General features: G+C 71.2%; 15 protein-coding genes, 2 tRNA genes and 1 pseudogene. 5 read left to right on the top strand and 13 right to left on the bottom strand.

The features are described 5' to 3' along the window. The 6 genes and pseudogenes from IH00_RS39485 to IH00_RS0110435 all read right to left on the bottom strand — a co-directional run. Window positions 1-258 (bottom strand): annotated as a pseudogene (locus tag IH00_RS39485) (class E sortase); the annotation flags it as partial. 50 nt (window positions 259-308) lie between these two features. Further along, window positions 309-1,550 carry a class E sortase gene (locus IH00_RS0110455; RefSeq protein ID WP_031071985.1) on the bottom strand — a complete coding sequence of 414 codons (1,242 nt, stop codon included), beginning with the start codon at window positions 1,548-1,550 and terminating at the stop codon, window positions 309-311. Next, complete coding sequence (locus IH00_RS0110450) at window positions 1,547-2,185, bottom strand: aminodeoxychorismate/anthranilate synthase component II (protein ID WP_031071984.1); 639 nt, start codon at window positions 2,183-2,185, stop codon at window positions 1,547-1,549. The genes IH00_RS0110455 and IH00_RS0110450 overlap by 4 nt, the downstream gene beginning before the upstream one ends. Next, window positions 2,182-2,343 (bottom strand): hypothetical protein, encoded by a 162-nt coding sequence (locus IH00_RS43325; RefSeq protein WP_031071981.1) that lies wholly within the window; start codon window positions 2,341-2,343, stop codon window positions 2,182-2,184. Before IH00_RS43325 ends, IH00_RS0110450 begins: the two co-directional genes overlap by 4 nt. A 73-nt stretch (window positions 2,344-2,416) precedes the next feature. Next, entirely contained in the window at window positions 2,417-3,175 is a 759-nt protein-coding gene (locus IH00_RS0110440; RefSeq protein WP_031071978.1) for a class E sortase, read from the bottom strand. A gap of 25 nt (window positions 3,176-3,200) precedes the next feature. After that, the gene (locus tag IH00_RS0110435; RefSeq protein WP_031071975.1) at window positions 3,201-3,971 is read right to left on the bottom strand and encodes a DUF881 domain-containing protein; all 771 of its coding nucleotides are present in this window, start codon (window positions 3,969-3,971) and stop codon (window positions 3,201-3,203) included. A gap of 159 nt (window positions 3,972-4,130) precedes the next feature. On the opposite strand from IH00_RS0110435, the gene crgA reads away from it, so the two are divergent. Further along, window positions 4,131-4,388 (top strand): cell division protein CrgA, encoded by a 258-nt coding sequence (crgA, locus tag IH00_RS0110430; protein ID WP_031071972.1) that lies wholly within the window; start codon window positions 4,131-4,133, stop codon window positions 4,386-4,388. Between the two features lie 244 nt (window positions 4,389-4,632). On the opposite strand, the gene IH00_RS0110425 is transcribed toward crgA, so the two are convergent. Then, window positions 4,633-5,496, bottom strand: coding sequence for a rhomboid family intramembrane serine protease (locus tag IH00_RS0110425; protein WP_031071971.1), 864 nt, complete (start codon window positions 5,494-5,496; stop codon window positions 4,633-4,635). Window positions 5,497-5,561: 65 nt separating this feature from the next. Continuing rightward, a complete protein-coding gene (locus IH00_RS0110420) occupies window positions 5,562-6,095 on the bottom strand; it encodes a peptidylprolyl isomerase (RefSeq protein WP_031071969.1) in 534 nt (177 codons plus the stop codon). 160 nt (window positions 6,096-6,255) lie between these two features. Between IH00_RS0110420 and IH00_RS0110415 the strand changes: the two genes are divergently transcribed. Next, window positions 6,256-6,951: a DUF5324 family protein gene (locus tag IH00_RS0110415; protein WP_031071966.1), complete on the top strand. Its 696-nt coding sequence runs from the start codon at window positions 6,256-6,258 to the stop codon at window positions 6,949-6,951. An 11-nt stretch (window positions 6,952-6,962) separates the two neighbouring features. Here IH00_RS0110415 and IH00_RS0110410 read toward each other — a convergent pair whose 3' ends face one another. Further along, window positions 6,963-7,292, bottom strand: coding sequence for a DUF6344 domain-containing protein (locus IH00_RS0110410; protein WP_031071964.1), 330 nt, complete (start codon window positions 7,290-7,292; stop codon window positions 6,963-6,965). A 244-nt stretch (window positions 7,293-7,536) separates the two neighbouring features. Between IH00_RS0110410 and IH00_RS0110405 the strand changes: the two genes are divergently transcribed. Further along, window positions 7,537-8,172 carry a malonic semialdehyde reductase gene (locus IH00_RS0110405; RefSeq protein ID WP_078887673.1) on the top strand — a complete coding sequence of 212 codons (636 nt, stop codon included), beginning with the start codon at window positions 7,537-7,539 and terminating at the stop codon, window positions 8,170-8,172. Window positions 8,173-8,661: 489 nt separating this feature from the next. Here the strand turns inward: IH00_RS0110405 and IH00_RS0110400 are convergent. Then, window positions 8,662-8,734, bottom strand: a tRNA-Ala gene (locus IH00_RS0110400). A gap of 149 nt (window positions 8,735-8,883) precedes the next feature. On the opposite strand from IH00_RS0110400, the gene IH00_RS0110395 reads away from it, so the two are divergent. Further along, window positions 8,884-9,432, top strand: coding sequence for a helix-turn-helix domain-containing protein (locus tag IH00_RS0110395; RefSeq protein ID WP_031071961.1), 549 nt, complete (start codon window positions 8,884-8,886; stop codon window positions 9,430-9,432). Between the two features lie 33 nt (window positions 9,433-9,465). Beyond that, window positions 9,466-10,794, top strand: a complete 1,329-nt coding sequence (locus IH00_RS0110390) for a serine/threonine-protein kinase (protein ID WP_031071959.1) — start codon at window positions 9,466-9,468, stop codon at window positions 10,792-10,794. A 67-nt stretch (window positions 10,795-10,861) separates the two neighbouring features. On the opposite strand, the gene IH00_RS0110385 is transcribed toward IH00_RS0110390, so the two are convergent. The 3 genes from IH00_RS0110385 to IH00_RS0110375 all read right to left on the bottom strand — a co-directional run bounded on the left by IH00_RS0110385 (window position 10,862) and on the right by IH00_RS0110375 (window position 12,701). Next, complete coding sequence (locus tag IH00_RS0110385; RefSeq protein WP_031071957.1) at window positions 10,862-12,160, bottom strand: hypothetical protein; 1,299 nt, start codon at window positions 12,158-12,160, stop codon at window positions 10,862-10,864. Between the two features lie 188 nt (window positions 12,161-12,348). After that, window positions 12,349-12,483, bottom strand: a complete 135-nt coding sequence (locus tag IH00_RS40085; protein ID WP_003958712.1) for a DLW-39 family protein — start codon at window positions 12,481-12,483, stop codon at window positions 12,349-12,351. 144 nt (window positions 12,484-12,627) lie between these two features. Beyond that, window positions 12,628-12,701: transfer RNA gene (locus tag IH00_RS0110375), tRNA-Ile, on the bottom strand. Window positions 12,702-12,751: the final 50 nt, after the last annotated feature.

Below are 12,751 nucleotides of genomic sequence, written 5' to 3'. Positions count from 1 at the left end.
CTGCTTGACCAGCACCTCGCCGTTCTTCATCGCCGGTACGTGGAGGAAGCCGATGCCGTCCTTCATGTCCAGCGCGCCCGGTCCGGAGGCCCACTTGTCGCGGACCTGGCTGCCCTGCTTGTCGGCCTCGCGGTCGGCCAGGACGTTCGTCCACCACAGCGAGTAGACGACGAACAGGCCCATCAGCACACCGGCGGTGATCAGCAGTTCGCCGAAGACACTGATGACGCCGGCGATCCGGCTGCGCGCACGTGCCACTACATCTGTCCCGTCTGGAGTTCGAGGTCGAGGAGTCGGGGGGTCGTTCGTCAGCCTACGAGCGCGTCCGGTTTACCCTTGCTGCGCGGGCGTTCCTCGACCATCTTGCCCCACACGATCATTCGATACGTACTGGTGAACTCCGGCGTACAGGTCGTCAGCGTGATGTAGCGGCCGGGCTTGGAGAAGCCCGATCCCTGCGGCACCGGCTGGATCACCGAGATGTTCGAGGGCGGGGTCTGCGGCAGGATGCTGTGCATCTCGTACGTGTAGTACGCGTCCTGCGTCTCGACGACGATCGGGTCGCCCGGCACCAGGCGGTTGATGTAGCGGAACGGCTCGCCATGGGTGTTGCGGTGGCCGGCGACGGAGAAGTTGCCCTGCTTGTCTGAGGGCATGGCGGTCTTCAGGGCGCCCTCGGCGTAGTGGCCGACCATGCCGCGGTCCAGGACCTTCTCCTTGTCGATGCCCTCGGCGATCGGCACCACGACGTCCAGCTTCGGGATGTACATGATCGCGAAGCCCTGGCCGGGCTCGAACGCACCGGGCTTGCGCCCCTCCGCCCATGCCTCCTCGATCCCCTTCTTGGCCTTGTCGGCCTCCAGGCCGGCACGGACGTTGGTCCACCACAGCTGGTACGTGACGAAGAGCAGCATCACGACGCCGAAGGTGATGAACAGCTCGCCCACCACACGGCTGGCGACGACACCGACACTGTCCTTGCGGGCGCGGGCGGCGCGCCGGGCCTCGACGCGCGTCATCGGCCGCTCGGGGGCGGTGGACGCCCCTGAGGCCACCGAGGACGCCGAGGACGCCGAGGACGCCGCCGCGGCGCCGCCCGGGGCGTGCTTGCCCGCGCGGCGGCGGCCGCGTCCCTTGGCCGCCGCCGCACGGCGGCGCTCGGCGCGGCCGCCCGTCGGCCGCACGGGTCCGTCGGACGCTGCCCCGGCCCGGGACACGGACCTGGAGCCGGGAGCGGATCCGTCGTCCGGAGTGGGCCCGGAGCCCGGAGCGGATCCGTTGTCCGCAGCGGACCTGGAGCCCGGAATGGACCTGGAACCCGGGGCCGTCCCGGCCGGTTCGGTGCCGGGCGCCGGAGTGGCCTGCGTGGCGACCGTTCGCCGCACCTCCTGCGTGCGGAGGGCCATCGTCTCGTCGTACGGAACTTCCGGCGCGGCCGGGCTCTGCCAGTACGGGTACTCCGGCTCCGGTTCCCGCTCCGGCAGGTTCGTCGCCCGGAACCAGGGCGACCCCTCCTCCCCCGCGCCGTGCTCCGGGCGCGCGGAGGTCACGCGACGGCCTTGCCCACCACCGGCGCGAGCCCTGCCGACCGGCCCACCGCTCCGGTGTCGCCGCACTGCTCGAGCCAGTTGGCGAGCATCAGGTGCCCGTGCTCCGTGAGCACCGACTCCGGGTGGAACTGCACGCCTTCCACGGCCAGCTCACGGTGGCGCAGCCCCATGATGATGCCGTCCTCCGTCCACGCGGTGACCTCCAGCTCCGCGGGCAGGTCGCCCGGCTCGGCGGCCAGCGAGTGGTAACGGGTGGCGGTGAAGGGTGACGGCAGCCCGGTGAAGACGCCCCGGCCCTCGTGCGTGACCGGCGAGGTCTTGCCGTGCAGCAGCTCGGGCGCGCGGTCGACGACACCGCCGTACGCCACGGCCATGGACTGCATGCCCAGGCAGACGCCGAAGACGGGGACCCCGGTGTCGGCGCAGTGGCGGACCATGTCGACGCAGACGCCGGCCTCCTCGGGCGTTCCGGGCCCGGGCGAGAGCAGCACGCCGTCGAAGCCGTCCTGGGCGTGGTTCAGCTCGACCTGGTCATTGCGCCGGACCTCGCACTCGGCGCCCAGCTGGTACAGGTACTGGACCAGGTTGAAGACGAAGCTGTCGTAGTTGTCGACGACGAGAATGCGTGCGCTCACTGACCGTCCACCGTCACATCGTTGAACGGAAGCAGAGGCTCCGCCCAGGGGAAGACGTACTGGAAGAGCACGTAGACCACCGCCAGCACGAGCACGAGCGAAGTCAGTGCCCGCACCCAGGCGTTGCCCGGCAGATGCCGCCAGATCCAGCCGTACATGACGTCTGCTGGTCCTTCCGTCGTATGCCCTTCGATACCGCACCAGAGTACGGCTCCGCACCCCCCGGGTGGGTCAGCTGTCCAAAGCCGGTGGTTTGCCTTCCGTCACAGGCCGTGTGGCCTCCAGCCGCGCCCAGGCGATCAGCCGGTGGCTGCTGCCCCACTCCGGATCGCAGGTGGTGAGGGTCAGGTACCGCCCCGGCCCGCCGAAGCCCGCCTTCGCCGGTACGGGGTCGACGACGCCGACGTCGGAGGGCACGGTCCGGTAGGGCTGCCGCGCGATGCGGTACGTGAACCAGGTGGTGCCGTCGTTCAGCACCACCGCGTCGCCGGGGCGCAGCCGCGGGAAGTCCTTGAACGGGTCGCCGTACGTGCGGCGGTGGCCGGCCACCGCGAAGTTCCCGGTCCCGCCGAGCGGAGCCGTGGCCGCGTAGTGGCCGAGCCCCTTCTTGAGGGTGCCGGCGCCGGTGCCCTCGAGGACGGGCCAGTCCCACGCGCCGCCGAAGCGGGGGATGTACATGACGGCGAACGGCTTCCCGGGCGCGTACGCCGCGGGAGGCGCCCCTCCGGAGAGCCCTGGCGCCGCCGACGGCGCGGAGGACGGCTCCGAGGGCGCGGAGGCGGAGGGCTCCGGGCGCGGCGGCACCGGCGGGGCAGCCGGGCCGGTGGCCGGCGGCGCCTCGGCCCATCGCAGTTCCAGCGCCCGGATCTCGCCGGCCACGGCGTCCCGGGCCTCGACGCCGGTCCAGAGCACCACGTAGGCGACGAAGAGCAGGATCACCGCGCCGGCGGTGATGCAGAGCTCGCTGAGGGTCCTGACGATCAGCCGCACGGGCCCGCCCTCCCCGGAAGCGGAGCTAGTCGGTCACAGGCTTGGCGTGGTGGAGATCCACTGTGCCCGAGTAGCCCGGCAGAGTCACCGCCTCGTGCCCGTCGACTTTCCAGCCGAGCCCGTACGCCTTCACGTACAGCAGGTAGTTCTGGATGGCCGTCGAGTCCTCCAGCGCCCGCCGGAGGCGTCCGCTGTCCCCCACTGCCGTGATCTTGTAGGGCGGCGAGTAGACCCGGCCCTGGAGGATCAGGGTGTTGCCGACGCAGCGGACCGCGCTGGTGGAGATCAGCCGCTGGTCCATCACGCGGATGCCCTCGGCGCCGCCCTTCCACAGGGCGTTGACGACCGCCTGGAGGTCCTGCTGGTGGATGACCAGGTCGTTGGCCTGCGGCTCCGGGTAGCCGGGGGCCGCACGGGCGTCGGGCGGGGCGTCGTTGAGGGTGACGGTCAGGCCCTGGCCGGCGACCGCGGTGGTGCCCGCGGCCTTCTCCAGGGCTCCGAGCTTCTCGTCCTCCGCCTTGGTGGAGCCGTCGTCGCGCCGGGCGAGGGCGTCCACCTCATCGCGTACGGCGGCCGTCGACTCGTCCAGCTCGCCGTTCTTGTGGCTGCGTTCGCGGATGAGGTCGGAAAGCTTCAGCAGCGAGGCGTCCTCGCGGATGTTGGTGCCCTTGGCGGTGTTGAAACTGGTGACGAAGATCAGGCCGGCGAGCGCGAAGACGCCGGCGGTGAGGACCCGGACCGGGCGCCACGGGCGGCGCGGGGCGGGCTCTGCGGGAGAGTCGGCGGAATTGCTCAACGTACCCTTATCTCCTTCAGCGCCGAGGAAGCACTACGCTAACGGACGCCCGGGCGGAGCAGTGGTCCCCCTCGTCCTCAGCCCCGGCACCAGCACAAACGCAGCACACAGCCACAGTTCCCTGCGCGGTCACGCAGCGCATCGACAGGAGAGTCCCTCGTGCCGAAGTCACGTATCCGCAAGAAGGCCGACTTCACGCCGCCGCCGGCCGCGAAGCAGGCGACCGCCATCAAGCTGACCAACCGCAGCTGGGTGGCGCCCGTGATGCTGGCTCTCTTCGCCATCGGGCTGGCCTGGATCGTCGTCTTCTACGTCACCGACGGCTCGCTGCCGATCAAGTCGCTCTCGAACTGGAACATCGTGGTCGGGTTCGGCTTCATCGCCGGCGGCTTCGGCGTCTCCACGCAGTGGAAGTGACGTCGAGGCAGCCTTCGCGGTAGCCGTCAAGCCGTGCCCTGAGGTTATCCACAGCGTTGTGTACAGGCCGTGGAAAAGGTCAGACGATCTGTGGATAACCCACACGGTGTTGACGCCGATGTGACTGCGGCGCCTCTCACGCCGCTTCCGCATCTCCGCAGGTCAGAGCTGTGGGTACAGGTGTTCCCCACCCGGCGCGCAGGAACCGCGACGCGCTGTGGACAACGCTGGGGAAAAACCCCGCTCAGCTGAGCGCGACGGTCCTCACAACGACAGTCACCAGGGACAGGGCGAGCACCAGCCCACAGGCCCCCCACTGCATGACGGCCCGTCGCTCGCGGGAGCCGCCGACCATCCCGTACGCGATGACCGCGCCCGCGATGAGGCCGCCGATGTGCGCCTGCCAGGCGATGCCCTCCCAGAAGAAGGTGAGGACGAGGTTCAGTACGAGCAGTGCCATCACCGGGCGCATGTCGTACTTGAGCCGCCGCACCAGCACCACCGTCGCACCCAGCAGGCCGAAGACCGCGCCGGAGGCACCGAGGGACGGCTGGTTCTGCGCGGCGATCAGATAGGTGAAGGCGCTGCCGGCGAGCGCCGAGAGCAGGTACAGCGCCAGGTAGCGGGCCCGTCCGAGCGCCGCCTCCAGCGGCCCGCCCAGCCACCACACCCCGAGCATGTTGAAGCCGATGTGCCAGATCGCCTGGTGCAGGAACGCGGACGTCAGCAGCCGGTACCACTCGCCGTCCGCGATGCCGACCACCTCGCCGAGCTGCGGATCGTAGGCGAGCCCGACCAGGGAGAGCCGGTCGTCGAGCTGCGGTACGGCCAGCACGGCGAAGAACACCGCCAGATTGACGGCGATGATGATCTTCGTGATCAGCTGCGGATCTCCGCCGGTGATCCGGCCGCCCGCGACCGTGCGCGGCTGGTTCGCGGACGGCGCGTGTCCCGTGCCCGACCCGTTCCGTACGCAGTCCGGGCACTGGAAGCCGACCGAGGCGTCGACCATGCAGTCCGTGCAGATCGGCCGCTCGCAGCGGGTGCACCGGATACCGGTCTCCACGCCCGGGTGGCGGTAGCACTGCGGCGCCTGCGCCTGCTCCATGGGGTTCCCCTCTCAACGCGACGCCCCGTCCATCCTGACGGACGGACGGGGCGAAAAGTGCCCGCTCAGCTCTTGCGGGACTCGATCTCCACCGACTCGATGACCACGTCCTGGACCGGGCGGTCCGTACGGGGGTTGGTCTCGGTGGCGGCGATCGCGTCCACGACCCGCTTGCCGGCCTCGTCGGCGACCTCGCCGAAGATCGTGTGCTTGCCGGTGAGCCAGGTGGTCGGCGCGACGGTGATGAAGAACTGCGAGCCGTTGGTGCCCGGGCCGGCGTTGGCCATGGCCACCAGGTACGGCTTGGTGAAGTGCAGCTCCGGGTGGAACTCGTCGCCGAACTCGTAGCCGGGGCCGCCCGTGCCGTTGCCGAGGGGGTCGCCGGCCTGGATCATGAAGCCGCTGATCACGCGGTGGAAGACCGTGCCGTCGTACAGGGGGTCCGTGGACTTCACGCCGGTCGCGGGGTGGACCCACTCGCGCTCGCCCTTGGCGAGCTCCACGAAGTTCCTGACCGTCTTCGGGGCGTGATACGGCAGGAGCCGGATCGCGATGTCGCCCATGGTGGTCTTCAGGGTGGCGTAAAGCTGCTCGGCCACGGCGTGCCTTCCGTAAGTCTGCGCTGACGTACCCCGATCCTCCCACGGCCGATGCCCCGGATGCCCGTACCGCATGCCGAGCGGCACAGCGGCAGGCATGATTTCAAACAGGACGGAAAGGCGAATACCGACCCGCCCCGCCACCGAGGAGGAGGATCCTGTGACCCGCAAGGACGGCGTGCGCGCCGCGACCGATACGGCAATGGACAGCGTGCGGCATGCCGCGGAAGTGGTGGCGCCCTACGCGAGCACGGCGAAGGACACAGCCGTGCACTACGCGAACGAAGCGCGCGTCAGGGTCGCGCCCAAGGTCTCGAGCGTCGCGCATCAGGCGCGGACGCAGGCTCGCACCCAGTACGACACGATGGTGGCGCCGCATGTGCCGCCGAAGCTCGACAAGGCCGCGCACCGTGCGGTGGTGCAGACCCGCCGGGCGGCGCGTCAGGCGGCGGAGTACACCGCGCCCCGGATGGAGAAGGCAATGGCCGCCGCCCAGCCCGTGGGCATGGAGGCGGTGCACCGCTCGGCCGCCGCAGTGGCGGCCCTGCGCGGTCAGGTGACGGCGAAGGACATCCGGCGGATCGTCAGGAAGCATGAGCGCCGGGCGCGGGCCGGGCGTGTCGCCAAGGGGATGGCGGTGGTGGGCGTCCTGGCGGGTGCGGCGTTCGCCGCGTGGAAGTGGTGGGACAAGCAGGCCAACCCGGACTGGCTGGTCGAACCGCCGGCTGCCACGGAGGTCTCCGAGCGGACTCCGCTGACGTCGGTCGACGGCAGTGCCGGAACCCTGGACCCCGAGGTGGAGGCCAAGCAGGCCGAGGCGGAAACCGATTCGCCGAACGGCGAGGACCGGCCGTAGGCCGCGACGCCTCAGGCGGCGAGCGCCAGGTCGGGGAGCTCGGTCGGGGCGGGCTCCGCGGCAGCGGCGGACGGCAGGTGGCGCACGGAGGGCGATGATCCGTGCGCCTCGGCGCGGATGCGCTGCTTGATCGTGGGCGGCAGCGACCGGTCCCGCACGGACGCCTTGCGCGGTACGGGCACCGGAGCGGGGGCCGGCGCGGGCGCGGCGGGCTGCTCCGGCCGGGCGGCGGGGACCGCGGTCGCGGTCGTCGTGCCGTGGCGGAAGCCGAGTGCGGCGAGGAGGGCGGTCAGGAGGGAGAGGAAGGCGGTCCAGACGCGGGTGACTTCGACGGCGGCCATGGCCCCTCGCTTTCGTGTCGGTTCCTGCTGGTCGATATCGGTTCGAGACGGCGTGCAAGCGGGTGAGCGGGTCAGCGGGTGAGCTGCTGACCGGGTTGGGCGATCTACATACCTTCCTCATGATGTGTACGCATCTCGAGAACGCGAGGACCTCCACCGCCGCCGCGCGGATCTTCCGATGAACAGCACTCGTGTGGCGTAACAGAAGTGGCGCCCCCACTCCGCGCCGTACTAGAGGAGTGGCGTGACTTCCACGATTCCCCCCACTTCCGCCGCATCCGACGCGACTGTCGCCCCTGCGCTGACCCCCGAGGCCCAGGACCTGCTGTTCCGGCAGGCGCACACGGCCCACGCGTACACGGACGAGCCGGTGCGCGACGAGCAGATCGCCGCGATCCACGAGCTGATCAAGTACGGGCCGACCTCACTGAACAGCCAGCCGCTGCGCGGAGTACTGGTTCGCAGCGCCGAGGCGCGGGCGCGGCTGGTCGAACACATGGCGCCGGGCAACCGGGTCAAGACGCGACAGGCTCCCCTGGTCGTCGTCCTCGCCGCCGACCTGCACTTCCACGAACAGCTGCCCAAGGTCGCACCCCATGTCCCGGACGCACGCGAGCTCTTCACCGACGACGGGCCGCGCCACGACGCCGCCGTGCTGAACGCCGCGCTGCAGATCGCCTACTTCATCGTGGGCGTACGGGCGGCCGGCCTGGCCGTCGGGCCGATGTCGGGGTTCGACGCCGAAGCCGTCACCGCGGAGTTCTTCCCGGACGGCCGCCACCGTGCCCTGGTGGTGGCGAACGTCGGCCGCCCCGCCCCGGACGCCTTCCGCCCCCGGGCCCCGCGCCTGGCCTTCGAGGAGGTCTTCCGGACCGCCTGATCCCCGCGAGCGGACCCCTCACCGCGTTCGCGCAGGTGAGGGGCCTCGGAAGCGGTCCGGCCGGGCTCTCGGGGCGGTCCGGGGGACGAAGCTGTACGCCAGCAAAGCCGGCAGCCGTCGCGCCCCCACGCAGGCGGTTCAGGCCGGGAGGTCCGCCGGGTACTCGTCCCGCACGCACCCCCGCCGCTCCCGCTCGACGACCGCGCGATGTACGCGGAGGCGCTCCCGCTGCCGCGCGGCGGCCGCGCTGGTGGACGAGCTGACCGGTGGCGCGGCCGATCCGGCGGCTCAGCGACCCGGGCGGGCACGGATGTCCTCCGCGGGCCTCCCGGGCGGTACCGGTTCCGCAGCTCCTGCCCGCCGGACGGGAACCAGGAGATCGGCCGGGGGAAGGGACGGGGGGCGGACGGGGATCCGCAGGGCGGGCACAGGACGGACGCAAAACACCCCTCCGACAGCGTTTCCGCAGATCGGAGGGGTGTCCGGGTGTGGAGCCTAGGGGAGTCGAACCCCTGACATCTGCCATGCAAAGACAGCGCTCTACCAACTGAGCTAAGGCCCCGGGACGGCCACAGGGTGCCGTGCCGCAGACCAGAGTACCGGTTACCAGGGGGTGTCCCGCAAAAGGATTGGGACTCCCCGGAGGCGACCACTCTCCGTAAGATGCTGGGCGAGGTTCGCAGCAGCGAACCGAAGCGATGGGGAGACGCAATGGATGCAGCACAGCAGGAAGCGACCGCGAGAGCCAGAGAGCTTCAGCGCAGTTGGTACGGGGAGCCGTTGGGGGCGCTCTTCCGCCGGCTCATCGACGATCTGGGCCTCAACCAGGCCCGTCTCGCGGCGGTGCTCGGACTGTCGGCGCCGATGCTCTCCCAGCTGATGAGCGGTCAGCGCGCCAAGATCGGCAACCCTGCCGTGGTGCAGCGTGTCCAGGCCCTCCAGGAGCTGGCGAGCCAGGTCGCCGACGGCAGCGTCAGCGCGGCCGAGGCCACCGACCGGATGGACGAGATCAAGAAGTCCCAGGGCGGTTCGGTGCTCACCGGTTCCAGCCAGACCACCGCCAGCTCCGGCGCCCCGACCGTCAAGCGCGTGGTCCGGGAGATCCAGTCGTTGCTGCGCTCGGTCTCGGCGGCCGGCGACATCATCGATGCGGCCGACTCGCTCGCCCCGACGCACCCCGAGCTGGCAGAGTTCCTCAGGGTGTACGGCGCGGGGCGCACCGCGGACGCGGTCGCCCACTACGAGTCGCACCAGAGCTGAGTTCAGGCGGACGGACGGGGAGCGGCGCAACCGATGGGTGAGGTCTTCGCTGGGCGGTACGAGCTGATCGACCCGATCGGGCGGGGTGGTGTGGGTGCCGTCTGGCGCGCCTGGGACCACCGCCGGCGCCGCTACGTCGCGGCCAAGGTGCTGCAGCAGAGCGACGCCCACACGCTGCTCCGCTTCGTGCGCGAGCAGGCGCTGAGGATCGATCACCCGCATGTCCTCGCCCCGGCGAGCTGGGCCGCCGACGACGACAAGGTGCTGTTCACCATGGACCTGGTGAGCGGCGGGTCGCTGGCCCATGTGATCGGTGACTACGGGCCGTTGCCGCCGCGCTTCGTCTGCACCCTGCTCGACCAGCTGTTGTCCGGATTGGCCGCGGTGCACGCGGAGGGGGTCGTGCACCGCGACATCAAACCGGCCAACATCCTGCTGGAGGCGACCGGAACGGGACGGCCGCATCTGCGGCTGTCCGACTTCGGCATCTCCATGCGCAAGGGAGAGCCCCGGCTGACCGAGACCAACTACGTGGTCGGCACACCCGGTTACTTCGCGCCCGAGCAACTGATGGGCACCGAGCCCGACTTCCCGGCGGACCTGTTCGCCGTCGGCCTGGTCGCGCTCTATCTGCTCCAGGGGCAGAAGCCCGATTCGCAGGCGCTCGTGGAGCACTTCTCCACGTACGGCACGCCGGGCGCCCCGCAGGGCATCCCGGAGCCGCTGTGGCAGGTCCTCGCGGGCCTGCTGCAGCCCGACCCGCAGGCCCGCTTCCGTACGGCCACGGGCGCGCGCAAGGCGCTGTCGACGGCCGTCGAGATGCTCCCGGAGGCCGACGGGGACGAGGAGCCCGTCGAGGTCTTCGACCAACTCGGCCCGCTGCCGGCCGGCTTCGGCCCGGACGGCCCCGTAGCCGCGTCCGCCGCACCCCCTGCCGACCCGGCACCCGCGCGGCAGGACGCACCCGGGAATCCTCAGCAGCCCGCGCCCCACCCGGCCCCCACGGCGGCGCCCCACGACACGTCCGCCGCGGCCCAGGCCGCCCAGGCCACCCGGACCGCCCCCGTACCGGCCCCGCCCCTCCCGGTCCCGTCCGAGACCGGCAGCTTCCACCTTGCACCGCCGCCCCAGCACCCCGCTCACCACGCGGCTCCCCCCTCGCCGGCACCCGCACCCGCACCCGCCACGGTGCCCGCGCCCCACCAGGACCCCCGCACCCATCAGTACACCGCCCAGCCCACACAGGTTCCCGCCCCCGTCGCGCACAAGCGACCGGGACCGCCCCCGAAGGTCGCGGTCCCGGTGCTGCTGACGGCGCTCGTCTGTTTCGCGATCGGGATCTGGGCGCTCACCCGGATCTGAGCCGCCCGGCCGCCCGACCGCCCGGCCCGGACCCGGAGCCCAGGGACCCGGCCGGCTCAGGGCATGCTCACCACGACACGGCCGACGCGGCGGCGCGCCGCCGGGCCAGCAGCGTCCACACGCCCAGCCCCGCTACCAGCACCGTCCCGGTGCCGATCCCGGCCGCCGCGACGACCTTCATGGTGGCGCTGCGCTGCGCCTCCGGACCGCTCTGCCCACTGGCCGCCTGTTCCTTGTCGTCGTCCGTGACCGCGAAGATCCCGGCGGGCCCCTCGTAGGCGGGCCCCTGCTGCGCCTGCCCGCGCACGTTGACCCGCAGCGTCAGTCCGTACGGCTTCTTACCGAACTCCTCGCCGACCTTCGGGTTCAGGCTCACGCGCAGGTAGTACCAGCCCGCGAAGCGCATGTCCTCGAACTTGTCGCTGGAGTCGTAGCGGTTCTCGTACCGCACCGGTGGCAGCGGATCGAGCGCGGCCGACTTCTGCTTGCCGGTGTACGAGACGGTGTCGGTCCCGGCCACCACGCCCTGCATGGGATTGAACAGCGTCATGGCGAGCGCGCTGCCGACGTAGCCGTCACCCGTCGAGCTGCCGAGGTCGGCGCTGGCGAAGATCTGCTGCCCCCAGTCGACGGGCACGCGGTAGAACCGCGACTGCCCGGGCTCGATCCGGTCGGTCCACTCGCCCTCGGTGAGGCCGGTGGCGTCGTGGAAGCTGGTGCCGCCCTTGCGCTCCCGGGGGCCACCGGCCGGCGGGGACGGCGACGTGCTCGGCCAGACGGACGGTGCCGCGGTCGGCCCGACGGACTTCACCCCGGGCTCCAGCTCGTGCCGGATCTCCAGGTCCCACGGCTCGCCCGCGGCCGTCTCCTCGTCGGACCGCTCGACGACCACGTAGTACGAGTCGCCCTCCTGGCAGGAGGTGCTGTCCTTCTTGATGGTCCGGTGCGCGTAGGCGGCCAGCGGCCGGGGGAACTCGGCCGAGCCGAACCGGCTTTCGTTGGAGCTGCAGTCGTAGCCGTCCCGGTCCTGCAGGGAGACCTTGAGCGCGTCGGAGTAGGCGACCTTCGCTCCCGCCCGGGGGATCGCCACCGCCGAGACGTACGCGTCGCGATCAGCGTCCAGGTCGACCCGGTAGACCAGCTTCTCGCCGGACTTGATGCTGTCCTTGTACGTCGCTCCGGCGGCAAGCTGCGGGGCTTCGCTGGTGCTGGAGGCGCCGTGCGTCTGCCGGGCGCCTTCGGCGAAGGCGTACGGCCCCGGCTGTCCGGCGGCCCATGCCTGCCCGGTCAGCACCGCCGCGGCGCACAGCGCCGCCGCCCCGCCCCGCACCACCCGGCCGCCGGCCCTGCCGTACCGCCCGTTCACGCGCTTCCCCTCCGTACGCCACGCCTACCACGCCTACGAACCGGGAACCATCCTGCCCCGCCCGCCCCCGCGCTGTCTGCCGCACCTCCCGCGCATTCGCGGAAGCAACCGACATATTCGCGGACGCGAACAGCACGAAGCCCCGGCCGCTTCAGCGGCCGGGGCCCGTACGCAGACTGCGTGTCGTCTCACACACCGGAACCTGCGGGCACGGAGTCGGTCGCCTCCGTCCACAGGTCCTGCTCGGCGCGATCCGCCTGGATCTGGCGGTACACGAGGAGCCCGCCGATGGCGGCCAGTGCGACCAGGAGAAGCTTCTTCACCGCGCGACCTCGTCTTTCGTTGACGTAGGAGACCTTATGGCGCTCGACTATACACACCGGTCGAGACCATACGGTGACCTATGCCCCACGGGAAAAGCGATCGGCCCGGTCGGATTTCTCCGACCGGGCCGATCACCGTCACTGTGGGGCTAACAGGATTTGAACCTGTGGCCTCATCCTTATCAGGGATGCGCTCTAACCAACTGAGCTATAGCCCCTCCGCGCTGCGCGCTGACCTCTGAAGATTAGCGCACGGAGCGGTGAGTTC

Source organism: Streptomyces sp. NRRL S-118 (assembly GCF_000716335.1).
GTDB lineage: Bacteria > Actinomycetota > Actinomycetes > Streptomycetales > Streptomycetaceae > Streptomyces.
This window is presented reverse-complemented; position numbering and strand designations above follow the sequence as displayed.